The organism is Faucicola sp. SE7633 (assembly GCF_059264685.1).
Genome location: NZ_JCADBW010000006.1, coordinates 69,959 through 94,652 on the forward strand (window position 1 = coordinate 69,959; position 24,694 = coordinate 94,652).

Below are 24,694 nucleotides of genomic sequence, written 5' to 3' on the forward strand. Positions count from 1 at the left end.
TGCTTATTTTTTGGGCAAAAATTGCCGCGATGGTACAATGACAATAAGGTAGCGTGATGAAATTTTCTAAACAAATCTTGCTTAGCGCAGCCATGATGGTTGGCGGTAGTGTGCTGCTATACGCCACCGTGCATCAAATTTTGCAAAACGATGACACGCCCACCGCTGTACAAGCCCCCGATGTACCTGTGGTGAGCCAAACGGCCATCAATGCCAATCAGCCTTTGACCGTCGATGCGGCGACCGAACAACGCTTATTGGTTGAAAAACAGCGCCAACGCGAAGCCCAAGTTGCCGCGCAAGAACGTGCCGCTCAGCAGTACCTCAACGAGCAGCAGCGCATCGAAGCCGAAGCCCTGGCGCGTAGCCGTGCTGAAAACGAACGCTACCTTCAGCGCACCACCAACACCGCCGCGCCAGCTGCCAGCGCAGCCAGCGACCAACCTGCCCACACCACAAGCGCCAACCAAAACACCAACATCGCCGCCACCGTGACCCGTCCTGTCGTCACCCCACGGCGCGTTGAAGTGGTTGAGGTGATTGAGCCTGCTAACACTGCCAAATCCGAACCAACACCGCGCCCAAGCGTGCAGGCCAATCAGGTAAAGTCAAACCCAAAGACCGAACCGCCAAAGCCGCCGCAATCGCCCCCCAAACCGTCGGCTAATGCCGAACCTGCGCCCATCGTGGCAGCAGCAAGCCCCAAGCCATCAACCCAACAAACAGCGGATAAAGCCGCCAGCAAACCCAACCGTAAGCCAGAAACCCCCAAACAAACCGAGACCACCACCGCCAGTAATACCGCGCGCCCCGACCAGCACCAAGTCAAAACAGGTGAAGGCTTAATCAGCCTAGCCCGACGCTATGACATGCCAACATCCGTGCTTGCCGCTGCCAACGACTTGCCTGCCAACGGACAGCTACGCGCAGGACAAACGCTCAAAATCCCCTCACAAGCGCAAGTACAACGCCTCAAGCGTGAGGCCGAGCAAGAACAAGCACGCAAACAACGCGAAGCCGAACAAAAACAGCAACAGCGTGAGCAATTTACCGCCGCACAGCAAAAACTTCGCGAAGCACGGCGCAATGTCAAAGAAAACGATGCCAAAGGCAACTTTGGCGTGCAAGTCGCTTTAGCGGCCGATGATGACCGCGCCGAGGCCATCGTCAAAGAACTCAAAGCCGCAGGCTACAAGGTCAAAACCAGCCAAACCAGTCGCGGCGTGCGCGTTGTGGTTGGCCCTGAAACGGGCAAAGAAGCGGCCTTGGCACTCAAAGACAAAATCAACGCCGACCCGCGTGTGGATGCCAAAAATGGCTGGGTACTGTATTGGTAGCCCACGCTTAAGCGTGTGTTAAGCGTCATATTCTGTCGCATAAGTGCGCAGCATACTTGCACCCACCTGCCAGCCTCGCAATAATAACACCTCAATTCAGCCAATCCGTTCACCCTATGGGTGAGCCAAACAAGGTGTTACGATGAGTCAGACAGTTACCGCCATCATGATAGTGGCGTTTTTGGCCGTGGGGTGGTTGTTGTGGCTCAACCGCCCTGTATCGCCACGTCCTCGTACCAGCAACGCACATCCCAAACGACCTATCAAAGGCGATGAACTTGCCGTATGGCCATTTAAACCCATGCCACTGATGACCAACACCGAAGTGGCGTTTTTTGTTCAGCTCCAACAAGCCCTGCCCGAATACTTGATTTTTAGCCAAGTGCAACTGTCGCGTATTATCGCACCCATTGATGATGCCAGCGTCAATGCCGCATTTTGGTTTAATCGCATTTGTCGCATGAGTGTCGATTACGTCATTGTCGATACGGACGGCCAGCGCGTGCTGCTTGCCATCGAGCTTGATGACTGGACACACCACACGCCCAAACGCCAACAACAAGACCAAAAAAAAGACAAAGCCCTCACCAGCGCAGGCGTGCCGATTATACGCTTTGATTGCACCGCATTGCCAAGCACACCACTGCTGCGCCAAGCGTTGTATGATGCCATGCCAAGCGTGTAATGATTTAACAATAATTTGCAAAAACAGTTGCATTCAGTGTTAAAATCGCTATAATACGGATTCTCAACCACCAAAGGCGATTGGCTCAATTGGTAGAGCATCGGTCTCCAAAACCGAGGGTTGGGGGTTCGAGTCCCTCATCGCCTGCCACTCTTGGCATTATCAAGCTTATGCACTATCAAGCTTAATAGACGGGTCAATTATCATCGCCCGTTCATTAAATTGCTGATTTTGCCTATCTAAAACGTCTGTCTTAGTGTTTGTCACCTAAGGGTTGTAATCTGTGGCACAAATAGCCGATGTTGCCACCACCTGATGGGTCAATACAAACCAAATATAATAGCAGTAGATAACCAAATTATCACACAAACGTTTTAGGCATAAACATACCGTGAGTTGAGCCGCGTGGTAAATTGATAAAACCGTAAGATGGTAATAAGCGGCGTTCAAGTTAGAGATTGATTCATGAAAAAAATGCTAGAAAATAAACTCGCAGCCATGACGGGCGATCAGTTTTCTAGCCCAGCGGCAAAGCGTGCGCTGAGCCAGCCTGATGCTGCCATTACCCTGGCAAAACAATCATCGCCCAAAGATATCCTGCTTTGGGTGATAGCGATTGCAGCCTTGATTGCTGCGACCTTAACCAATGCGTATTTGCCACAATATTGGCAGCCTGCCAGCAGTGTGTGGACACGGGTGGCGGTCATTACTGGGCTGATTGTATTTGCCGTGCTGTGCCTTGCTTGGACCCAGCAGGGGCGTGCGTTTAAAACCTTGCTCGCGGATTCTCGTGTGGAGCTGCGCCGCGTTACTTGGCCGACCAAAGCTGAGGTGACCCATTACACGTGGCAAGTGGTGGTGATGACGGGCTTATTGGCACTGCTGGTGTGGCTGATGGATATGGCATTTAGCGCGATTATCCGTGCAATTATTGGCTAATTTACTTGCGATTGCTACGAAAAACCCGCCTCGGTGGGTTTTTGTTTATCCTGATTTTGCTCAGCATACAAAGCAGCGTGAGATTAAAAATTTTTTTTGGTAAAACATAGGACACAGGCTATGCGTTGGTATATCGTACAGGCGTTTTCAGGTTTTGAAAAACAAGTGCAGCGTTCATTGATTGAGCGTATCAAGCGCAGTGAGTATCAAGACGCGTTTGGGCAAGTCTTGGTACCAACCGAAGAAGTCATTGAAATGCGCGATGGCAAAAAACGCAAAAGTGAGCGTAAGTTTTTTCCAGGTTATGTGCTGATTGAAATGGATATGAACGACAACACATGGCACTTGGTCAAAGACTGCCCACGCGTGATGGGCTTTATCGGTGGCACGCCCGAAAATCCTGCGCCCATCACACCAAAAGAAGCCGAGACTATCTTAAACCGCCTGACCAGCAGCGAAAATCGCCCACGCCCCAAAACCTTGTTTGAGCCGGGTGAAGAGCTGTTGGTCATTGACGGGCCGTTTACCGAGTTTCGTGGTTTGGTTGAAAAAGTCGATTACGAAAAATCACGCTTGCAGCTGACCGTAAATGTGTTTAATCGTCCAACGCCTGTTGAGCTAGAATTTAACCAAGTAGAAAAACTCAGCTAATTTGCCATCAAGCCGATTTTGGGTGTGCCATGCCTGCGCGCATTGGGCAAATCGCTTGGGTGCATTTTTACTTGATTTTTTACTTGCGTTTTATGCAATTTTGGCTATAATATTTGCCTTTTAGTGCGCAGGCAGGCTATATAAGCCTTTAACTGGCGTACGCTAAACGGGGAGCCTAGCGGCGTTTGTACCCATCTATTGGAGTCTATCATGGCTAAGAAAATTGACGGCTATATCAAGCTGCAAGTGCCAGCAGGTAAAGCCAATCCATCACCACCCATCGGCCCTGCATTGGGTCAAAAGGGTGTGAACATCATGGCGTTCTGTAAAGAATTCAACGCTGCGACCTCAAGCATGGAACCTGGCTTGCCAATTCCTGTTGAAATTACCGTTTTCAACGACAAATCATTTACCTTCATCATGAAGTCGCCACCTGCGGCATTCTTGTTGCGTAAAGCAGCAGGCATCCAAAAAGGCTCTGGCGTACCAAACAAAAACAAAGTGGGTAAAGTCAATCGCGAGCAGCTAGAAGAAATCGTCAAAACCAAAGACGCAGATTTGACCGCAGCAGAAATCGAAGCCGCGGTGCGTACCATTGCAGGTACAGCGCGTTCAATGGGTATTGAAGTGGAGGGCGTGTAATGGCAAAACTTACCAAACGCCAAAAAGCAATCGCTGAGCGCTTTGACGAAACCAAGCAATACACCTTGGCAGAGGCTGTTGAGATTCTAAACAGCTTGCCACCTGCAAAATTCAAAGAATCGATTGATATTGCCGTAAACTTGGGTGTCGATCCGCGTAAATCTGACCAAGTGGTACGTGGTGCAACCAACTTACCAGCAGGTACGGGCAAAACCAAACGCGTTGCCGTATTCGCTCAAGGGGCTGCTGCGGACGCTGCCAAAGAGGCTGGTGCGGACGTTGTGGGGTTTGATGACCTCGCCGAGAGCATCAAAGCAGGTAACCTTGATTTTGACGTGGTGATTGCTTCACCTGACGCTATGCGTGTGGTGGGTCAATTGGGTACTATCTTAGGTCCACGTGGTTTGATGCCAAACCCAAAAGTGGGCACAGTGACCCCAAACGTTGCTGAAGCGGTGCGCAATACCAAAGCAGGTCAAGCACAATACCGTGTCGATAAAGCAGGTATTATCCACACCACTATCGGACAAGTGGGTTTTAGCGCTGATCAAATCGAACAAAACGCGCGTGCGCTAATCAACGATTTGAAACGTGCCAAACCTGCCACTTCAAAAGGCATTTATATCAAAAAAATCACCTTGACCAGCACCATGGGTCCGGGGATTGAAATCGACCCAATGCCTTATCGTCCAGCATAATTTGATGCAATGATTTTGCTGACTGCGATGTGTGCGGTTGGCAGTATTTAGCGCAGCACAACGGGTTGTGCTGTCTAAGACCGTAGGTTCAAGCTAGAGTGGGTTACACCCTGACTTGTTTAATTACCTCACAGGTAGCCTACGCAGACGGTTGGTTAAGCAATTAACGCCGTATTCCTGATAGTCCGTCGTCCAGCAGGGTGATGGGCTGTTTAACAAGGCTTATTATTGCTAAGTTTTTGCGAGCAATAATAAAATGGAGACAACCCATGGCATTAAATCTTCAAGACAAACAAGCGATTGTTGCTGAAGTAACTGAATCTGCCCAAGTTGCCTTGTCTGCTGTGGTGGCTGACGCACGTGGTGTGACAGTTGCCAAAATGACCCAACTACGTAAAGACGCGCGCGCAGCGGGTGTTGAAGTACGTATCGTGCGTAATACATTGTTGCGCCGTGCGTTGCAAGATACCGAATATGCCGTGTTAAATGACGTATTTGTCGGTCCTACGCTGATTGCATTCTCAAAAGAACATCCAGGTGCAGCCGCACGCTTGTTCAAAGAGTTTGCCAAAGCCAATGACAAATTTGAAGTCAAAGGCGCAGCGTTTGGTGGTGAATTTATCGCTGCCAACCAAATCGACCGCCTAGCGACGTTGCCAACTTACGAGGAAGCAATCGCACGCTTGATGGGTACGATGAAAGAAGCAGCCGCAGGCAAATTGGCACGTACCTTGGCAGCCTTGCGCGACCAAATGCAAGCAGGTGGCGAAGCCGCTTAAATCGTGGCTTATTGGGTACTACAAACTTTTTCAATTATTTGAGCATATTTTAGGATATTTATCATGGCATTGAGCAATCAAGAAATCCTTGACGCAATCGCAGAAAAAACGGTAATGGAAATTGTTGAGCTTATCTCAGCAATGGAAGAAAAATTCGGCGTATCTGCAGCGGCGGCTGCGGTTGCTGTGGCTGCACCTGGTGAAGGTGGTGGCGCAGCGGCTGAAGAAAAAGACGACTTCACCGTCATGCTAACTTCATTCGGCGATAAGAAAGTTGGTGTGATTAAAGCGGTTCGTGAAGCCACTGGCCTTGGCTTGAAAGAGGCCAAAGACTTGGTTGAAGGCGCACCATCAGCGGTTAAAGAAGGCGTTAGCAAAGCTGAAGCCGAAGAGCTTAAGAAAAAACTTGAAGACGCTGGTGCAACAGTCGAGCTTAAATAAGTTTAGACGAAATGCTGAGGGCGATGGGTTGCATCGCATCATCAGCAGGCAAAAGCAAAAACCAGTAGGGCTTGCCTTACTGGTTTTTTTTTGCTATACTGACAATCTTGACCTTGCGTGTTAGACCTGTGACTATTTTCTAGGCGCAATCTAGCAGCGTAAAAAAGGACATGATGGCTGTATGCACGCTAACGCATCTTGTAAGTAGCAGTACGCTGGGCTAAATACCTTGGCAGGTATTTGGCTTTTTGTCGTTTACACGTTTTTGTTACATACTGTGTTTATTTTTGTTGCGTTATTTTGCGTATCATACACCCAGCGGCATGATTCGACAAGGCTTTGACGCAAAATTACGCGCCTAGGACTAGGCAACCATCGTGATATTGGCGCAAGGCTGACCTACTTTTTATTCAATGCACAGCCGTCTGCAAGCAGTGATTAGCAGCATGGTACGCATTGAAATCTCTTGGCTTTAACTGTTTAAGGATTGTGAATGGCATACTCTTATACTGAAAAAAAACGCATCCGTAAAAGTTTTGCAAAATTGCCCACGGTTATGGACGTGCCTTATTTGTTGGCAATCCAGATGGACTCGTATGAGCAATTTTTGCAAGAAAACAAAAAGCCCAAAAGCCGTGAGAACGTCGGTCTACAAGCCGCGTTTACCTCAATTTTCCCGATTGAAAGCCACACGGGCAACGCTGAGCTACAATTTGTTGAGTATTACTTGGGCGCACCAGAATTTGATGTGCGTGAATGTATCACCCGCGGCTCTACGTATGCTGCGCCACTGCGTGTCAAAATCCGCTTGGTCATCAAAGACAAAGATGCCAAGGACAAAGACAGCAAGGCCGCAATTAAAGATATTCGCGAACAAAGCGTCTACATGGGCGAAATTCCGTTGATGACTGAGAACGGTACGTTTGTTATCAATGGTACTGAGCGCGTGATCGTGTCTCAGCTGCACCGCTCACCTGGTGTGTTCTTTGACCATGACAAGGGCAAGTCACATTCAAGCGGCAAGGTATTGTATAACGCGCGTATCATCCCTTACCGTGGCTCATGGTTAGACTTTGAGTTTGATGCCAAAGATTTGTTGTTCGCGCGTATTGACCGTCGTCGTAAGCTATTGGCCACGGTGATTTTACACGCCATCGGCATGACCAACCAAGAAATCTTGGATACCTTCTATGACAAAGTGCGCGTGTACAAAGGCGCTGAGCAATTTGAAATTGACTTAGTACCAGAACGTCTGCGCGGTGAAATGGCACAGTTTGATATCACTTCACCCGATGGGGAGGTGATTGTCGAGCAAGGTAAGCGCATCAATGCGCGCGCAATCCGCAAAATCGAGCAAGCAGGTATGACGCGCTTGCCTGTGCCCGATGAATACTTGTATGAACGCATTTTGGCGCAAGATGTCATCGTGGGGGATGATGTGGTGGCGCGTGCCAATCAGTTGATTGACCACGAAACTTTGGTCAAAATCAGCCAAGGCGATGTGGCAGAGTTTGATTTGTTGTTTACCAATGATATCGACCACGGTTCATACATCGCAGATACCTTGCGCGCGGATACCGCGACCACGCGTGAAGAAGCGCTGATTGAGATTTATAAAGTCATGCGCCCCGGTGAGCCACCAACATTAGAAACGGCTGAAAAACTGTTTGAGTCGTTGTTCTTCAACGCTGACCGCTATGACTTGTCAAATGTGGGTCGCATGAAGTTTAACCGCCGTTTGAACCGTGCGTTTGAGCCGTCTAACGATCCAGAGGTACAGCGCGAGCGCAGCGTTTTGACCAATCAAGATATCGTTGATGTGCTTAAAACCTTGATTGATATCCGTGACGGACGCGGTGTGGTGGATGATATCGACCATTTGGGTAACCGCCGTGTGCGTTCGGTCGGTGAGATGACTGAGAACCAATTCCGTGTAGGCCTCGTGCGTGTGGAGCGTGCGGTGAAAGAGCGGCTTAGCGCGGTAGAAACGGACAATTTGTCACCACAGGATTTGATTAATTCAAAACCTGTTGCCGCGGCGATTAAAGAATTCTTTGGTTCATCCCAGCTGTCACAGTTCATGGATCAAAACAACCCGTTGTCAGAGATCACCCACAAACGCCGTGTATCGGCGCTAGGTCCAGGTGGCTTGACGCGTGAGCGCGCAGGCTTTGAGGTGCGTGACGTCCACCAAACCCATTATGGCCGCGTGTGCCCGATTGAAACGCCTGAAGGTCCTAACATCGGTTTGATTAACTCGTTGGCGGTATTTGCCAAAACCAATGAATACGGTTTTTTAGAAACCCCATACCGTAAAGTGATTGACGGTAAAGTCACCGATGACATCGAGTACCTATCAGCGATTGAAGAAGTGGGCACGGTGATTGCACAAGCCGACTCTCCGATGGATAGCGATGGCAATTTGAGTGAAGCGTACGTCATGGTACGTAACTATGGTGAATTTGTGCGCATGCCTGCCGACAAGGTCACCCACATGGACGTATCACCGCGCCAAGTTGTGTCGGTTGCGGCAAGCTTGATTCCGTTTTTGGAGCATGATGACGCCAACCGCGCGTTGATGGGATCAAACATGCAACGTCAAGCCGTGCCTACCTTGCGCTCGGATAAACCGCTGGTGGGTACGGGCATGGAACGTCACGTGGCACGTGACTCTGGCGTGTGCGTGATTGCCAAGCGCGGCGGGGTGATTGCGGACGTTGATGCCAGCCGTATCGTCGTGCGCGTCAATGAAGATGAGATGACCGCAGGTGAAGCAGGTATTGATATTTATAACTTGGTCAAATACACACGCTCCAACCAAAACACCTGTATCAACCAGCGCATTATCGTCAATTTAGGCGACGTGATTGCGCGTGGTGACATCTTGGCGGATGGTCCTTCAACCGACTTGGGTGAGTTGGCGCTGGGTCAAAACATGCGCGTGGCATTCATGCCGTGGAATGGCTACAACTTTGAAGACTCGATTTTGCTATCTGAGCGTGTGGTGCGCGATGACCGTTTCACCACCATCCACATTCAAGAATTGACCTGTGTGGCGCGTGATACCAAATTGGGCACAGAAGAAATCACCGCCGATATTCCAAACGTGGGTGAGGCGGCACTGGCAAACCTTGATGAAGCAGGTATCGTGTATATCGGGGCAGAAGTCGAGGGCGGCGATATTTTGGTGGGTAAAGTAACGCCAAAAGGTGAGACCCAGCTGACACCAGAAGAAAAATTGCTGCGCGCAATTTTTGGTGAAAAAGCTGCTGACGTCAAAGACACCTCGCTACGCGTGCCATCGGGTACCAAAGGCACGGTGATTGACGTGCAGGTCTTTACCCGTGATGGGCTAGAAAAAGACAGCCGCGCCTTGGCGATTGAAAAAGCCCAGCTAGATAGCTACCGCAAAGACCTAAAAGAAGAGCTACGCATCTTTGAAAATGCCGCAAGAGGCCGCATTATTGGTCTATTGACAGGGCAAAGTGTGAGCGGTGGCGCTGGGCTGAAATCAGGCACTGAGCTGACCGAAGCCATGTTGCAGGACATGACGATGGACACCTTGCTGGATATTCAGCCAACGCAGGAGGACATCGCCGACCGTTTGAGCCAAATCGGTGAATTCTTGAGCGATAAGCAAAAAGAAATCGACGATAAATTTAGCGAGAAAAAACGCAAACTGACCACAGGCGATGATCTGACCCACGGTGTGCAAAAAATCGTCAAGGTCTATCTAGCCGTTAAACGTCGCATCCAACCGGGCGACAAAATGGCAGGCCGTCACGGTAACAAAGGTGTGGTTTCACGCATCATGCCGATTGAAGACATGCCATACGATGAAAACGGCAATCCTGTGGATGTGGTGCTAAACCCACTGGGCGTACCATCGCGGATGAACGTTGGTCAGATTTTGGAAACCCACTTGGGCGGAGCGGCCAAAGGCTTGGGTGAGAAAATCGACCGTATGCTCAAACAACAAGCCGCGGTGGCAGAATTGCGCGAGTTTTTGGACAAAATTTATAACCAAATCGGCGGTGAAACCGTGGACTTGGATAGCCTAAATGATGATGAAATCATCGGCTTGTCAAAAAACTTGACCGCAGGTGTGCCGATGGGTACGGCTGTGTTTGACGGCGCTAAAGAGAACCAAATCAAGGGCTTGCTTGAGCTTGCCGACATGCCAACCAGTGGGCAGCAGGTGTTGTTTGATGGCCGCACAGGTCAGCAGTTTGACCGCCCTGTCACCGTTGGCTACATGTATATGCTCAAGCTCAACCACTTGGTGGATGACAAAATGCACGCGCGCTCAACGGGCTCTTACTCGTTGGTGACCCAACAGCCACTGGGCGGTAAAGCGCAGTTTGGTGGTCAGCGCTTTGGTGAGATGGAAGTGTGGGCGCTTGAGGCGTATGGCGCGGCATATACCTTGCAAGAGATGCTTACCGTTAAATCTGACGACGTTGATGGTCGCACGCGTATGTACAAAAACATCGTTGATGGTGAGCAAAACATGGCACCGGGTATGCCTGAATCCTTCAACGTTTTGACCAAAGAAATCAAATCGTTGGGTATCAACATTGAGCTAAAAGACCACAGCAAAAATAAAGCCTAATTTAGTAGTGTGATGCGACAATCGTAACCCATGCAGGTTGGCAACATCGTGTTGCCGTCCTGCTTACCATGGAGAAGTCATTTGAAAGATTTATTAGGTAACATGAAAACGTCTATCGAATCTGGTAATCCAGAATTTGACAGCATTCAAATTTCTTTGGCATCACCCGATACCATCAAATCTTGGTCATATGGTGAGGTCAAAAAACCAGAAACCATCAACTACCGCACCTTCAAGCCTGAGCGTGACGGTCTGTTTTGTGCCAAAATCTTTGGCCCTGTCAAAGATTATGAGTGTCTATGTGGCAAATACAAACGCCGCAAATTCCAAGGCATCATCTGTGAAAAATGTGGTGTAGAAGTCACCACAGCTAAAGTGCGCCGCGAGCGTATGGGGCATATTGAGCTTGCCAGCCCCGTGGCACATATTTGGTTCTTAAAATCATTGCCAAGCCGTATTGGTTTGTTGCTTGATATGACATTGCGTGATATTGAGCGCGTGTTGTATTTTGAAAGCTACGTGGTTACCGACCCTGGTATGACCACGCTAGAAAAATACCAACTGCTTGATGATGAAGACTACTTTAAGGCATTGGAGCAATTTGGCGATGACTTTACCGCCAAAATGGGCGCAGAAGCCGTGCAAGATCTGCTGCGTGATATCGATATCGACCTAGAAATCGATCAATTGCGTGAAGAAATTCCCAACACAGGCTCAGAAACCAAACTCAAAAAAATGTCAAAACGTTTGAAATTGTTGGAATCCTTCCGCGATTCAAACAACAAGCCTGAGTGGATGGTCATGACGGTGTTGCCGGTGTTGCCACCTGATTTGCGTCCTTTAGTACCGCTTGAAGGCGGACGTTTTGCGACCTCGGATTTGAACGACTTATATCGTCGTGTCATCAACCGTAACAATCGTCTAAAACGCCTGCTTGAGCTCAACGCACCAGATATTATCGTGCGCAATGAAAAACGCATGTTGCAAGAATCTGTCGATGCACTGCTTGATAACGGTCGCCGTGGTCGCGCTATCACAGGTAGCAACAAACGCCCACTTAAATCACTTGCCGATATGATTAAAGGTAAGCAAGGGCGTTTTCGTCAAAACCTATTGGGTAAACGCGTGGATTACTCAGGGCGTTCGGTCATCACCGTAGGTCCATACCTGCGTTTGCACCAATGTGGTTTGCCAAAAAAAATGGCGCTGGAATTGTTCAAGCCATTTACTTACGCCAAACTGCTACAAAACGGCATCGCAACCACCATCAAAGCTGCCAAAAAAATGGTTGAGCGTGAAGAGCCTGCTGTGTGGGATATGCTAGCCAGCGTGATTCGCGAGCACCCTGTTTTGCTCAACCGCGCGCCAACACTGCACCGTTTGGGCTTGCAAGCGTTTGAGCCGGTATTGATTGAAGGTAAAGCCATTCAGCTACACCCGTTGGTATGTACCGCGTTCAACGCTGACTTTGACGGTGACCAAATGGCAGTGCACGTGCCTTTGACCCTAGAGGCGCAGCTTGAGGCACGCGCGTTGATGATGTCTACCAACAACATCCTATCGCCTGCCAACGGTGACCCCATCATCGTACCGTCGCAGGACGTGGTATTGGGCTTGTACTATATCAGCCGTTCACACATCAATGCCAAAGGCGAGGGCATGACTTTTGCCAACGTTGAGGAAGTGTACCGTGCGTTAGGCACAGGTGAATTGAGCGTCAATGCCAAAATCCGTGTGCGCGTGGCAGAAACCAGCTTTGATGACGAGGGCAATGCCAGCGTTAGCCATCGTATGATTGACACGGTAGCAGGCCGCTGCTTGATCTGGAACATCACGCCAAAAGGTATGAGCTTTGATGAAGTTAATAAAGAGATGAGCAAAAAGAACATCTCACGCTTGATTAACTCATGCTACCGTAAAATGGGTGTTAAGGACAGCGTCATGTTCGCTGACCAATTGATGTATCTTGGTTTTGCCCAAGCGACGCTATCGGGTGTATCGATTGGTATGGAAGACATGGTCATTCCACCCAATAAAGCCACGATTATCGAAGCTGCCGATGCTGAAGTGCGTGAAATTGAAAGCCAGTTTGAGCAAGGTTTTGTGACCTCAGGCGAGCGATATAACAAGGTAATTGATATTTGGTCACGTACCAACGACCAAATCGCCAAAGCGATGATGGAAAACTTGTCCCAAGACACCGTGATCAACCGTGATGGTGAAGAAGAGAAGGAAAAATCCTTTAACTCAATTTACATCATGTCGGATTCAGGTGCACGGGGTAGTGCAGCACAGATTCGTCAGTTGGCAGGTATGCGTGGTTTGATGGCAAAACCAGACGGCTCAATCATCGAAACCCCGATTAAAGCCAATTTCCGTGAAGGTTTGAGCGTATTGCAGTACTTTATCTCAACCCACGGTGCGCGTAAAGGCTTGGCAGATACCGCACTCAAAACCGCCAACTCAGGGTATTTGACCCGTCGCTTGGTTGACGTTGCACAAGATTTGGTGATCACTGAAACCGATTGTGGTACCGACAAAGGTGTGCTCATGAAACCACACATTGAAGGTGGTGAAATCATCGAGCAACTAGGCGACCGTGTGTTAGGTCGTGTGCTAGCACGTGATGTGGTATCAAACACCACACAAGAAGTCGTGATTCCAGAAGGTACTTTATTGGATGAACGTTGGGTGCGCGTGCTTGATGAGCACGGTATCGACGAAGTTTGGGTGCGCTCGGTCATCACCTGTGAAGTACCGTATGGCGTGTGTGCGCAGTGTTACGGCCGTGACTTGGCGCGTGGTCACCGTGTCAATATCGGTGAATCTGTGGGTGTTATGGCAGCGCAGTCAATCGGTGAACCAGGCACACAGCTGACCATGCGTACATTCCACGTGGGTGGTGCGGCAAGCTCGGCTTCGGTTGAGAACAGCATTCAGGTCAACAAAGGCGGTACGGTTCGTTTCCAAAACTTCAAAACTGTGCAGCACAGCGATGGCTATTTGGTTGTGGTATCACGTTCAGCAGAGCTTAGCATTACCGACGAGCTAGGACGTGAGCGCGAGCGTTATAAAGTACCTTACGGTTCATCGGTCAATATCAACGACGGCGACGCCGTTGAAGCGGGACAAGTGATTGCTAAATGGGATCCGCATACCCACCCAATCATCACCGAGGTGTCGGGTACCGCACGCTTCAACGACATCACTGATGGCATCACCGCTACGCTGAAAATTGATGAAGCCACGGGTATGAGCTCGTATGAGATTTTGGCAACCAAAGACCGCCCATCAAGTGGTAAGGACTTGCGCCCTGCAATCGTTTTAGACACTGCCGATGGCAAAGAAGTCGTCTATTTCTTGCCACCACAAACCATCTTACGCGTGCGTGAAGGTGAGCAGGTAGAAGTCGGTTCGGTACTTGGGCGTGTGCCACAAGCGTCGACCAGTACCAAAGACATCACGGGTGGTTTGCCACGCGTTGCTGACTTGTTCGAAGCGCGTCGCCCGAAAGACCATGCCATTATGGCAGAAATGAGCGGTGTGGTATCGTTTGGTAAAGACACCAAAGGCAAAAACCGTTTTGTCATCACCAACGATGATGGTGAAGTGCATGAGGAATTGATTCCAAAATGGCGTCAAATCAACGTCTTTGAAGGTGAACGTGTCGAGCGCGGTGAGGTGATTGCCGACGGTCCACAAAACCCACACGATATCTTGCGTTTAAAAGGCGAAACCGAATTGGCAAATTACATTGTCAATGAGGTGCAAGAGGTGTATCGCTTACAAGGGGTAAAAATCAACGACAAGCACATTGAGGTAATTATTCGCCAAATGCTGCGTAAAGTTGAAATCGTCGATGGTGGTGACTCAAGCTACTTCAAAGGCGACCAAGCCGAGTATGCAGACATTGTTGCTATGAATGCCAAACTCAACGCGGAAAACAAATTCCCAATCAAGTTTGAGCGTTTGCTATTGGGTATCACCAAAGCGTCATTGGCAACCGAAAGCTTTATCTCGGCGGCGTCGTTCCAAGAAACCACGCGTGTCTTGACAGCAGCGGCGGTAACGGGCAAAGTCGATGACCTACGCGGCTTGAAAGAAAACGTTGTGGTCGGACGTTTGGTGCCATCGGGCACAGGTCTGGCATACCACAACCAACGCCAGCACAGCGCAGACGTGGTGACCGAAAATGAGCAAGATGCTGCCATGATCGCGCTTGATCCAATCACCGCACAGGCAGACCCTGAACAAGCGTTTAGTGACTTTGATGACCGCTTTGCTGAAGAGTTTAATCAGTCGCAGCCATAAGATTGTTAGGTAACTAAAAAAAAGGTTGGCGTAATGCCAGCCTTTTTTGTGGCAAAAACTTTGCCGATGCCAAGTCATACGATGAAATACACCAATTTTTAGGGTAAAATGCGCTGATTGTTTCATCAATTTTCTTTTAACTTGCGAGTAAAATTCATGCCAAATCGTCCCGATAGTCCCCAAGCTGCCCTGCAACTACTCAAAGATGGCAACGCCCGTTTTGTCGAAAGTCTCAAAGACCCCAATGCTGTCTTACTTGCCAGCAATGCTTTGACGCAAGAACATGCACCATTTGCCATTATTTTGGGCTGCTCGGACGCGCGCGTGCCTGCCGAATTGGTATTTGACCAAGGTTTGGGAGATTTATTTGTCATTCGTGTGGCAGGCAATATCGTTGCACCATCGCAAATTGGTTCGGTTGAGTTTGCCGCTGAAAAATTTGGTACCAGCCTTGTGGTTGTGCTTGGGCATTCACATTGCGGTGCGGTGACCGCGTGTGTCGAAAGCGTCATGAACCCCGACCAATACGTGACGCCAAATCTGCGCGCCATCGTGGATCGCATTCGCCCAAGTGTCTATAACCTGCATGAAATCTACACCGCGAGTGGACAAGCGGTTGATGAAAATGAGCTGATTGAACGCGGTGTCAAAGCCAATGTGCGTATGTCGGTCAGTCAGCTAAAACACGGCTCACGTATTTTAGAAGACGCGGTTGAAAGTGGTAAGCTATTGATTGTCGGAGCAAACTACGACCTAGAAACAGGGCAAGTACACTTTTTTGAATAACAAATTTGCACTACAACATCAAACAGGAGCATTAAATGACTGACCATAACACCAACACCCAAAACAACACCCAAGGCTATGTGTTTAACCACACCATGCTGCGCGTCAAAGATCCACAGGTCTCACTGGATTTTTACCAAAACGTGTTGGGCATGACACTGTTGCACCGCAGTGCATTTCCCGATGCTCAGTTTGATTTGTATTTTTTGGCAAAACTGACCGATGAAGAGCTGGCAAATTTGCCCACCGATGATGCCGCGCGCGCTGAATACACCTTTCGCCAACGTGGCATTTTGGAGCTAACCCACAACTACGGCACAGAAAACGACCCCAATTTTAGCTACCACAGCGGCAACAGCGAGCCAAAAGGCTTTGGGCATATTTGTTTTAGCGTACCTGACTTGCACGCCGCGGTGGCATGGTTTGACCAAAACAACGTAACCTTTCAAAAACGCCCCGAGCAAGGCGGCATGAAAAACATCGCGTTTATCAAAGACCCTGATGGCTATTGGATTGAAATCGTTCAAGCGGACTTGATGCGCTAATACGATACACAAACAAACAGGCCAAAACGGACGCAGCGTTTTGGCCTGTTTGTTGAGCTTGTTGGTATCAGCCGAGTCGGGCGTGTTGCTCACCAAGTGCCAGCCAATCTTGCGGCTTTAGATAAAAGTCGGTGAGTTCAAACTCAGGCGTATTCGGTCGCGGTTCATAACGGTACTGCCAACCCGTCAAAGGCGGCAGGCTGACCAAAATCGACTCGGTGCGCCCATGGCTTTGCAGCCCAAATAACGTGCCTCGGTCATACACCAAGTTGTATTCAACATAACGCCCACGGCGGTAGAGCTGAAAATCGCGCTGGGCGGTGGTGTAGGGCGTGTGCTTGCGTTGTTCAAAAATCGGCAAAATCGCGTTTAAATAACCGTTGCCCACCGCCTGCATAAAAGCAAAACAGGTGGCAAAATCCCAGCCCATGCTCTGTGTATTGACATCATCATAAAACAGACCACCAATACCGCGCTGCTCACCGCGATGCGCCAAATAAAAATATTCATCACACCAGCGCTTAAACTGTGGATACACCGCCTCGCCAAATGGCTGGCATAGGTCGTGGCATACTTTGTGCCAATGCACGCAATCTGCTAACACGGGATAAAACGGTGTTAAATCAAACCCACCACCAAACCACCAAATCGGCTCAGCATCGTCTTTTTCGGCGATAAATAAACGCACGTTGGCGTGACTGGTGGGCACGTGCGGATTTTTGGGATGCACCACCAAAGACACGCCCAACGCTTGCGCCTGTCTGCCTGCCAGCTCAGGATGACGTGCTGTAGCGGTTGGTGGTAGCTGCTTGATGTTGATATGGCTGAACATCACCCCTGCTTTTTCGATGACTTGACCGCCTTGCAGCACGCATGAGCGCCCACCACCACCGCCTTGCTCAATCGGGCGTTGCCATTCATCAACCAAAAACTTGGCATCTGTAGCACCATCTACACCACCTTGCTGTTCTTGGGCGGTCAGCGCCTCGCAAATGCGCTGTTGTAAATCCAGCAAAAAAGCGCGCACATCGGCAATGGTCGTCATAATCATCCTTTTCAGTGTAAAAGATATCGTTAGTTTAACACAAACTTGCGTGCTATACGCTTGCCCACGCTGTACCGCAAATCTGCGGTATAAACTCCAGCGTTATGGGAATCGTCAAAAAATTAACCGCTTGATAAGCATAAAAAAACGATGCCCGATTGAGCACCGTTTTTGTTAGGTAGTCAGTAAAACTGATTAGAATTTTACTTTTGCACCGATGGTCCATAGGTCGGCATCAGAGCTGGCATAGTCATACGAGGCTTCTAAGTCAACGTTCGATGCTGCATGGTAGCCAAGACCTAGACCACCTGCCAAGCTGGTATCTTTAGATTCTGATTTGTACTTAGCTTTCACCAAGTTGGTATCAACAATATCAGCATCACCTTTAACTTCGGTGCGAGCGATACCTAGACGACCTTTGGCATATACGGGGGTATTCTCAAAGTTGTAGGTGTAAGTACCATACAAGCCATAAGTTTTGGCATCGTAATCGCCTTTCACATCACCGACATTGGTTTTAAAGGTCGCGTCCGCATCATCAGTGCCCACGTATTCAATTTCAGCACCCCAGTTAGGGTCAAATTGATAGCCCAGTACCACGCCATAAGCGGTTGCTTTGTCAGTATCGGCGTTATCTACGTCACCGTCTAATTGACCGATTTTAACCCCTGCATACGCTTGACCATTGTAACCCCAAGCGTTGGTATTGTTGGTGTTGTAAGTGGTGGTGTTGTAAGCAGGTGCATTGTTGTATGCAGTCGCTGCATGAGCACCTGTGGTGATTGCTGCGCTGGCAAGCAATAGTGCTAGTGTTTTATTGATTGTTTTCATGGATTGCTCCTCCTCGATAACTATCACGCCAAAGCCTAGCAAGATATCAGTTCAGATATTCGTGCGTTGGCGTGTTGATGAGGCTATATTAGCAATCGGCTGCACCCTATGTGTCAGTGTTTGACGGCAAACGGGTAAGTAATTGCAAGTAAGGTAACGATTTTACGCCAAAAGCCGCTATTTTGAAATTTTTTGTTACCTTTATTGCAATACTTTGTTACATGTTGGGCGGTTAAATTGTAATAAAATTTGTGCAGCAGCGGTTTAAGAGGCGACTTTGTCCATCCATCACGCATAGCACAAGCGGCTGTCCTGACCCATTGCCCCGCGCTATTAGGTCGCCTTGTTGCCTAGCAAGGCGCGTAAATTGGCTAGATAATCGTCAGCGGTTTTGGGCTTGCCATCGCTTGCCGCGCTGCCGACAGGCTTTTTGAGCATGGGCGCGTCTAGGTGGTCATGCGGCAGTTCATCCAAAAAGCGGCTGGGCGTGGTGGTGCGCATTTGTCCGCCGCCGCGTCGCTGGCTGGCGTGCAACAAGGTTAGCTCTTTTTTGGCACGGGTGATGCCCACATACATCAAACGGCGCTCTTCTTCGATACTGTCGGCGACGATGGAGTTTTTGTGCGGCAACAGCTCTTCTTCTAGCCCCATGATATACACATAGTCAAATTCTAGCCCTTTGGCGGCGTGTAGGGTCATCAGATTGACTTTGTTGGTGTTCTCCTCTTCTTGTTGCTGCTCAAGCATATCAAGCAGTACCAATTTACGAATGACCGCGTCAATCGTGCGCTCGTCGTCACTTTCTGCGCGGTTAATGAGATTTTGAATACTGCTGTATAGGGTGTCGATGTTGTCGATACGCACTTTTTCTTGCTGGGGGGTTTTGGCTTCGGCTTTGACCAAGTCGATATAGCCTGTTTCATCAATCATCTGGCGCACCAGCGGCACAGGGTCGGGGTGTTGGTCAAGCTCGCGCGTGTAATGTTCGATAAAGTCGGCAAAGGTTTTAAGTTCATTGGCGGCCTTTTTGGGCAGGGCGTGGCTAAGCCCTGCGTGGCTGCTGGCTGCCAACAACGAGATCTGCTGTTCTTGCGCAAATAGTCCCAATTTCTCAAGGCTGGCAGGTCCAAGCCCACGCTTGGGCGTGTTGATGATACGCAAAAATGCGCTGTCATCCTCGGGGTTTAAAATCAAGCGCAAATAGCCCATGATGTCTTTGATTTCGCTGCGCGCAAAAAACGACGTACCGCCCGATAGTTTATAAGGCACTTGCATTTGGCGTAGCTGTGCCTCTAGCATCCGCGCTTGAAAGTTGCTGCGATACAATACGGCATAGTCTTGCCATTCGTTGCCGTGGCGCAATCGGTGGGTGACGATTTCTTTTGCCACGCGCTCGGCTTCATCGTCGTCATTGCGGCAGTTGATAACGCGAATAAGCTCGCCATGTCCTTTGTCTGACCACAGTTTTTTTTCAAACAAATGCTCATTGTTGGTGATGACTGCGTTGGCGGCGTGCAAAATGCGGTTGGTTGAGCGGTAGTTTTGCTCAAGTTTAACCACTTTGAGTTTGGGAAAATCCTGCTGCAACAGCGCCATATTCTCAGGCTTCGCGCCGCGCCACGCGTAAATCGACTGGTCATCATCGCCGACCACGGTAAAGCGCGCCTGCACACCAACCAACAGCTTAATCAGCTCATACTGTGCGGTGTTGGTGTCTTGGTATTCATCAACCAACAGATAACGAATGCGGTTTTGCCACTTGTCACGCACCTGCGGCTGCGCCTGCAAAATCTGCGTCGGTAGCACAATCAAATCATCAAAATCCACCGCGTTGTACGCGCGCAAGTTGCGTTCATACAGCTCGTATAAGGTGGCAAACAGCATATCCTCGGGGTCAGACAGCGTGGCTGCTGCCTGCTCGGGGCGTATCAAGTCGTTTTTCCAGTCGGATATCATCTTGATGGCTTTGCCGACCAGTTCACGGCTTTCAGCACCGCTCATGTTGTCGCGTACCATCAAATCCATCAGCAGCCGCTTGCTGTCCTCACTGTCCATGATGGAAAAATTGCCTTTAAGCGGTGTGTGCAGCAGCTCATAGCGCAAAAACTGCAAGCCAAATTGGTGAAACGTCGAGACCGTCAAGCCGCGCGTTTTGTCACTGGGCAATAGCTTTTGCACACGCGCCTTCATCTCACGCGCCGCTTTGTTGGTAAAGGTCACTGCCGTGATACGTTCGGCAGGCATTTGGCATTGCTCAATCAAGTAGGCGATTTTGCGCGTGATGACTGAGGTTTTGCCCGACCCTGCGCCCGCCAGCACCAATAGCGGGCCTGAAACGTATTGCATGGCTTCTTGTTGGCGGGGGTTAAGTTGGCTCATAAGACATCTCAAAATTTAGGCAAAAAGTTTTTGGCAAAATCAGCGCGTATTATAAGCCGTTTGGGCAAAAACTGGCAAAGCAATCAGCCAAAAATAGACAAAAATCAACGCCAAATCATGGCGTTAAACGGTGTTTATGACCAACAGGACAAAAAAAACCAAGCGCTGGGGCTTGGTTTTGCTAAAATTTTGGGCGGCAGGACAACGGCTAAGGGCGTGTAGTCGAACGCGCCTCAGGTTGGTTTAGCGTGCTAATCACGCTGTCGGTTTGGCTGATGATGCTAGCACCGTCTGCGCTGGCGGTTGGTACAGGGTCACCTGCCAGCCGAAAGCCAATCATCAAAAACACCAATAATGCGATGGCAAAGCCAATACTTTTGCCGATGGGTAAACGCTCTTCCGATTCTGACACGCTTAACTCCCTAAGCCTGATAAAACAGCGCCAATCACTTGGCAATCATAGCCTAGCTTAGCACCAAATCTGCGTTTACCCAGTAGCATTATGTGAACGCGGCTTATCCGTTTGTAGCCATTGCGAACGGTTGTATTCTAGCGCGCGCTTTGCAACTGTTTTGCCGCCTCTAGGGCAAAATAGGTTAAAATCCCATCCGCGCCAGCACGGCGAAAACCCAGCAGACTCTCTAAAATCACCGTGTCGCTAAGCCAGCCATTTTGGATCGCTGCCATGTGCATGGCGTACTCGCCCGAAACTTGATAGGCATACGTGGGTACGCCAAAGGTTGATTTGACCTCACGCACCAAGTCCAAATACGGTTGCCCAGGTTTAATCATCACCATATCCGCGCCTTCTTGGATATCAAGCGCGACCTCATGCAGTGCTTCGGCACGGTTGCCAAAGTCCATTTGGTATTGTTTTTTGTGTCCGCTTTTAAGGTTGCCTGCGCTACCGACCGCGTCGCGAAATGGCCCATAATAGGCTGATGCGTATTTGGCTGAATACGCCATGATGGCGGTATTGACAAAGCCTGCTGCGTCCAATGCTTGGCGCAATGCCCCAATACGCCCGTCCATCATATCTGACGGTGAGATGATGTCCACGCCTGCGCGGGCATGGTTTAAGGTCTGTTTGACCAAAATCTCGACGGTTGGGTCATTGACCACATAGCCGCTGTCATCCAAAATACCGTCTTGCCCGTGGGTGGTGTAGGGGTCAAGCGCGACATCGGTCATGACGACCATGTCAGGCACGTCGCGTTTGAGAGCCTCAATCGTGCGGCTAACCAGGTTGCCATCGGCATACGCGGCTTCTGCCAGTGGCGATTTGTCCGCCATTTCAACCACGGGGAATAGGTCAATCGTGGTCACGCCAACATCCAACAGTTGCTTGGCATAATCAACGATTAAATCAATACTCAAACGCTCAACACCTGGCATACTGGGGATAGCTTGGCGTTGGTGGTTGCCCTCCATGACAAACACAGGCGCGATTAAATGCTTGGGCGCAAGCGACACCTCTTGCACCATCGCGCGGATGTTGTCGTTGTAGCGCAAACGGCGCAAACGTGTTTGTGGGAAGCTGCGGTTGAATACATAGCTCATGGTGTTATCCTTATTTTAGTTGATGGGGGATGATACTGTCAGGTGGTTGGCGCTTGCGCGCGCCATGTGGCTATTGTAGCATAGCTGGGCAAATTACATTTTGCACGGTCTGTAACCGTTGGTGTATGCCCAATGACAAACCTAACACGGGTTTTGCCCATACTTTGACCCTCAATTTTTTTATGCACAAGGAAGTGAATTATGCCAACCAATCAATCATGTCATCGCCAACATGACGATGTGGACGTATCGGATTTTAATGCCGAATCCGCGCCATCGCTTGCCAAGCCACCGCTGACCACACTGGGGGATGAAATCGCACAGGTTATGACCGCGATGCCGTTTGCTCAGTTATGCCAAATGCGTTTTGCGTTAGAAGATGGGCAGATGGTTGGGCGTATTGACAACCATGCAGGCTTAATCGGCAATCCGCATTTTAAGATTTTGCACGGTGGGGTGGCGGCAACGCTGCTTGATACCATTGGCGGTGTGGCATCAATGTTTGAGATTTATCGGCGCGATATCGGCACGTTTGACGAGCAGCGTCAGCGTGTCCAGCGCATCGCAACCACAGATTTGCGCATTGATTATCTTGCCCCAGGGCGTGGTACGGCGTTTGTTGCCACCGCAGAAATCATCCGCATGGGGCGTAAAGGCTGTACCACACGCATGTTATTGGTCAATCAAGACGGCACGCTGATTGCGCACGGTATGGCAAGTTATACTTACTAAAGACTATGAACAAACAACGCGCTGCCAATTTGACGGCGCGTTTTTAGCGTTTGTTCAAAGCAAAGGTTTATTGATTTGTCAGCTGTGTGGTTGTGGTATTGGTGATTGCCACTGCACGGTCGCCTTGGATGTTTTGTACGTTGGTTGGCAGCACACGGCGTGTAACGTTGGTTACCACGGTGCTGGCATTTTGGTAGCGCGGGCTGGGCGCATCTAATGGCACGTCAAGATTGACACCACCACCTAGTACTTGATACAGCTGAATTTGGCTGACCAATTGCGCTTGTCGGGTATTTAAAATGCTTTGTTGGGTGCTATAAATTGAGCGTTGCGCGTCAAGCACGTTGAGGTAGTTATCCAATCCTGCTTTAAAACGCGCGTCGGCGATTTGGCGGTTTTTTTGGTTGGCCGTTAGCATACGGTCATACGCGGCAAGCTGGTCTTTGAGCGTGGCACGCGTGGCAAACACGTCATTGACTTCTTTAAACGCGGTTTGGATGGATTTTTCATAGTTGTTCAGCGCTTGTTGCTCGGTGATTTCGGCAAGCTCATAGTTAATCCGTCGTCTGCCTGCATCAAAAATCGGTAGGCTCACCGTGGGGGTGATGCCCCAATTAAATGTGCCGCTTTTAAACAAATCCGACAGCTCAAGGCTTGCCGTGCCGACACTGCCCGATAAACCAATCGATGGGAAAAACGCTGCGCGTGCCGCCTCAATGTTCGCGCCTGCACCTTTGAGCGTGTGCTCAGCTTGGCGGATGTCGGGGCGGTACAGCAGCAAGTCACTGGGTAGGCCTGCATTAAATACGCGGTTGTTGGTAATGCTGTTGATGGCAGGCGGTGGCAGTAAGCTGTTGTCAATCGGTGTCCCGACCAAATAGCGCAAGGCGTTGCGGTTTTTTAGTAAGTTGGTTTCAGCATTGGCGATGGATACGCGTGCGGATTCGACCAACGACTGCGCTTGTACGGTGGTAAGTTGCGAGTCTAGCCCTGCTTCATAGCGTTTGCGGTTGATGCGCAGCGAATCCTCACGGGTTTTGAGGGTTTGGCGGGCAAGCTCAAGCTGTGCTAGGTTGTAGCTATAGGCCACATAGCTTTGCGCGATGTTGCTAATCAAGCTGATTTGCACCGCATCTTTTGCCGCTGCGGTGGCCAAAAAATCTTGCAGCGCGGCTTCTTTTAGGCTGGCGATACGCCCCCAAAAGTCAAACTCATAGCTTGCCAGCGCCAAGCCGACGTTGTAGCGCGTGTTTGCCGTGCCGTCAAAATCGCCTGTACGCGCCGCACTAGCCGAGCCATTGAACGTTGGCAAATCATTGATATCAGTGATTTGGTATTGCGCGCGCGATTTTTGAATGGCCAACACGGCGGCGTTGATGTCTTTGTTGTTTTCAAGCCCCAGCTCAATCAACCGACGCAGGCGCGCGTCGCTATAAAAGTCTTGCCAACGCTGGGCGGCGACGCTTGGCTCATCGGCGCGGCTGACGGTTTCGCTGTCGTGAATTTCGTAGGGCTGCGTGGTGGGGATTTGTGGCTGAGCGACCACGGCTTCGGTTTTGCGTGCAGGGGCGGTTTGGCACGCGCTCAAGGCCAACATTGCACCCACACTTGCCCACAGCGTCGTTTGGCGTGCGACACGCTGTAGCGCGTGGCGCGGTGGGTGGGCAGGTAGGGCGTGGTTGATTACTGGATTTTGCATAAGACCTTCTTATGACCACTGT

19 protein-coding genes and 1 tRNA gene are annotated in these 24,694 nt (G+C 49.9%); 14 read left to right on the plus strand and 6 right to left on the minus strand.

The genetic code is table 11. The annotated features are described in order from the left end of the window. Positions 1-56: 56 nt before the first annotated feature. The 13 genes from AC5L4R_RS03850 to gloA all read left to right on the plus strand — a co-directional run bounded on the left by AC5L4R_RS03850 (position 57) and on the right by gloA (position 16,426). Positions 57-1,337: an SPOR and LysM peptidoglycan-binding domain-containing protein gene (locus tag AC5L4R_RS03850; protein WP_494472756.1), complete on the plus strand. Its 1,281-nt coding sequence runs from the start codon at positions 57-59 to the stop codon at positions 1,335-1,337. A 142-nt stretch (positions 1,338-1,479) separates the two neighbouring features. Next, on the plus strand, positions 1,480-2,022 hold the full coding sequence (locus AC5L4R_RS03855; protein WP_494472757.1) for a DUF2726 domain-containing protein: 543 nt from the start codon (positions 1,480-1,482) through the stop codon (positions 2,020-2,022). Positions 2,023-2,096: 74 nt separating this feature from the next. After that, a tRNA-Trp gene (locus tag AC5L4R_RS03860) sits at positions 2,097-2,172 on the plus strand. Positions 2,173-2,487: 315 nt separating this feature from the next. Next, positions 2,488-2,961, plus strand: coding sequence for a preprotein translocase subunit SecE (secE, locus tag AC5L4R_RS03865; protein ID WP_494472758.1), 474 nt, complete (start codon positions 2,488-2,490; stop codon positions 2,959-2,961). 120 nt (positions 2,962-3,081) lie between these two features. Continuing rightward, positions 3,082-3,612: a transcription termination/antitermination protein NusG gene (nusG, locus tag AC5L4R_RS03870; RefSeq protein WP_494472759.1), complete on the plus strand. Its 531-nt coding sequence runs from the start codon at positions 3,082-3,084 to the stop codon at positions 3,610-3,612. Positions 3,613-3,822: 210 nt separating this feature from the next. Continuing rightward, positions 3,823-4,254, plus strand: a complete 432-nt coding sequence (gene rplK / locus AC5L4R_RS03875) for a 50S ribosomal protein L11 (RefSeq protein WP_067058503.1) — start codon at positions 3,823-3,825, stop codon at positions 4,252-4,254. Next, complete coding sequence (rplA, locus tag AC5L4R_RS03880; RefSeq protein ID WP_494472760.1) at positions 4,254-4,952, plus strand: 50S ribosomal protein L1; 699 nt, start codon at positions 4,254-4,256, stop codon at positions 4,950-4,952. Before rplK ends, rplA begins: the two co-directional genes overlap by 1 nt. Positions 4,953-5,221: 269 nt before the next feature. Further along, positions 5,222-5,731 carry a 50S ribosomal protein L10 gene (rplJ, locus tag AC5L4R_RS03885; protein ID WP_494472761.1) on the plus strand — a complete coding sequence of 170 codons (510 nt, stop codon included), beginning with the start codon at positions 5,222-5,224 and terminating at the stop codon, positions 5,729-5,731. A 63-nt stretch (positions 5,732-5,794) separates the two neighbouring features. Beyond that, entirely contained in the window at positions 5,795-6,172 is a 378-nt protein-coding gene (gene rplL, locus AC5L4R_RS03890) for a 50S ribosomal protein L7/L12 (RefSeq protein WP_494472762.1), read from the plus strand. Positions 6,173-6,665: 493 nt separating this feature from the next. Beyond that, positions 6,666-10,784 carry a DNA-directed RNA polymerase subunit beta gene (gene rpoB, locus AC5L4R_RS03895; RefSeq protein ID WP_494472763.1) on the plus strand — a complete coding sequence of 1,373 codons (4,119 nt, stop codon included), beginning with the start codon at positions 6,666-6,668 and terminating at the stop codon, positions 10,782-10,784. A gap of 81 nt (positions 10,785-10,865) precedes the next feature. After that, positions 10,866-15,095, plus strand: a complete 4,230-nt coding sequence (gene rpoC, locus AC5L4R_RS03900) for a DNA-directed RNA polymerase subunit beta' (RefSeq protein WP_494472764.1) — start codon at positions 10,866-10,868, stop codon at positions 15,093-15,095. 156 nt (positions 15,096-15,251) lie between these two features. Continuing rightward, positions 15,252-15,881 (plus strand): carbonic anhydrase, encoded by a 630-nt coding sequence (locus AC5L4R_RS03905; protein WP_494472765.1) that lies wholly within the window; start codon positions 15,252-15,254, stop codon positions 15,879-15,881. 35 nt (positions 15,882-15,916) lie between these two features. Then, on the plus strand, positions 15,917-16,426 hold the full coding sequence (gloA, locus tag AC5L4R_RS03910; protein ID WP_494472766.1) for a lactoylglutathione lyase: 510 nt from the start codon (positions 15,917-15,919) through the stop codon (positions 16,424-16,426). Between the two features lie 67 nt (positions 16,427-16,493). On the opposite strand, the gene hemF is transcribed toward gloA, so the two are convergent. The 5 genes from hemF to hemB form a co-directional block, all read right to left on the minus strand. Beyond that, entirely contained in the window at positions 16,494-17,471 is a 978-nt protein-coding gene (hemF, locus tag AC5L4R_RS03915) for an oxygen-dependent coproporphyrinogen oxidase (RefSeq protein ID WP_494472767.1), read from the minus strand. Positions 17,472-17,666: 195 nt separating this feature from the next. Further along, on the minus strand, positions 17,667-18,302 hold the full coding sequence (locus AC5L4R_RS03920; protein ID WP_494472768.1) for a porin family protein: 636 nt from the start codon (positions 18,300-18,302) through the stop codon (positions 17,667-17,669). A gap of 333 nt (positions 18,303-18,635) precedes the next feature. After that, a complete protein-coding gene (locus tag AC5L4R_RS03925; RefSeq protein WP_494472769.1) occupies positions 18,636-20,681 on the minus strand; it encodes a UvrD-helicase domain-containing protein in 2,046 nt (681 codons plus the stop codon). 208 nt (positions 20,682-20,889) lie between these two features. Continuing rightward, positions 20,890-21,093 carry a hypothetical protein gene (locus AC5L4R_RS03930; RefSeq protein ID WP_494472770.1) on the minus strand — a complete coding sequence of 68 codons (204 nt, stop codon included), beginning with the start codon at positions 21,091-21,093 and terminating at the stop codon, positions 20,890-20,892. A 137-nt stretch (positions 21,094-21,230) separates the two neighbouring features. Further along, a complete protein-coding gene (hemB, locus tag AC5L4R_RS03935) occupies positions 21,231-22,241 on the minus strand; it encodes a porphobilinogen synthase (RefSeq protein WP_494472771.1) in 1,011 nt (336 codons plus the stop codon). A 201-nt stretch (positions 22,242-22,442) separates the two neighbouring features. On the opposite strand from hemB, the gene AC5L4R_RS03940 reads away from it, so the two are divergent. Next, positions 22,443-22,973, plus strand: coding sequence for a thioesterase family protein (locus AC5L4R_RS03940; protein WP_494472772.1), 531 nt, complete (start codon positions 22,443-22,445; stop codon positions 22,971-22,973). A 67-nt stretch (positions 22,974-23,040) separates the two neighbouring features. On the opposite strand, the gene AC5L4R_RS03945 is transcribed toward AC5L4R_RS03940, so the two are convergent. Further along, the gene (locus AC5L4R_RS03945) at positions 23,041-24,672 is read right to left on the minus strand and encodes an efflux transporter outer membrane subunit (RefSeq protein WP_494472773.1); all 1,632 of its coding nucleotides are present in this window, start codon (positions 24,670-24,672) and stop codon (positions 23,041-23,043) included. Between the last annotated feature and the right edge of the window lie 22 nt (positions 24,673-24,694).

Coding starts and splice junctions, on each gene's coding strand:
- AC5L4R_RS03850 (WP_494472756.1), top strand. CDS start 57: ATGAAATTTTCTAAACAAATCTTGCTTAGCGCAGCCATGATGGTTGGC.
- AC5L4R_RS03855 (WP_494472757.1), top strand. CDS start 1,480: ATGAGTCAGACAGTTACCGCCATCATGATAGTGGCGTTTTTGGCCGTG.
- AC5L4R_RS03905 (WP_494472765.1), top strand. CDS start 15,252: ATGCCAAATCGTCCCGATAGTCCCCAAGCTGCCCTGCAACTACTCAAA.
- AC5L4R_RS03945 (WP_494472773.1), bottom strand. CDS start 24,672: ATGCAAAATCCAGTAATCAACCACGCCCTACCTGCCCACCCACCGCGC.
- rpoB (WP_494472763.1), top strand. CDS start 6,666: ATGGCATACTCTTATACTGAAAAAAAACGCATCCGTAAAAGTTTTGCA.
- secE (WP_494472758.1), top strand. CDS start 2,488: ATGAAAAAAATGCTAGAAAATAAACTCGCAGCCATGACGGGCGATCAG.
- rplL (WP_494472762.1), top strand. CDS start 5,795: ATGGCATTGAGCAATCAAGAAATCCTTGACGCAATCGCAGAAAAAACG.
- AC5L4R_RS03925 (WP_494472769.1), bottom strand. CDS start 20,681: ATGAGCCAACTTAACCCCCGCCAACAAGAAGCCATGCAATACGTTTCA.
- hemF (WP_494472767.1), bottom strand. CDS start 17,471: ATGACGACCATTGCCGATGTGCGCGCTTTTTTGCTGGATTTACAACAG.
- rplJ (WP_494472761.1), top strand. CDS start 5,222: ATGGCATTAAATCTTCAAGACAAACAAGCGATTGTTGCTGAAGTAACT.
- rplK (WP_067058503.1), top strand. CDS start 3,823: ATGGCTAAGAAAATTGACGGCTATATCAAGCTGCAAGTGCCAGCAGGT.
- gloA (WP_494472766.1), top strand. CDS start 15,917: ATGACTGACCATAACACCAACACCCAAAACAACACCCAAGGCTATGTG.
- rplA (WP_494472760.1), top strand. CDS start 4,254: ATGGCAAAACTTACCAAACGCCAAAAAGCAATCGCTGAGCGCTTTGAC.
- AC5L4R_RS03920 (WP_494472768.1), bottom strand. CDS start 18,302: ATGAAAACAATCAATAAAACACTAGCACTATTGCTTGCCAGCGCAGCA.
- nusG (WP_494472759.1), top strand. CDS start 3,082: ATGCGTTGGTATATCGTACAGGCGTTTTCAGGTTTTGAAAAACAAGTG.
- hemB (WP_494472771.1), bottom strand. CDS start 22,241: ATGAGCTATGTATTCAACCGCAGCTTCCCACAAACACGTTTGCGCCGT.
- AC5L4R_RS03940 (WP_494472772.1), top strand. CDS start 22,443: ATGCCAACCAATCAATCATGTCATCGCCAACATGACGATGTGGACGTA.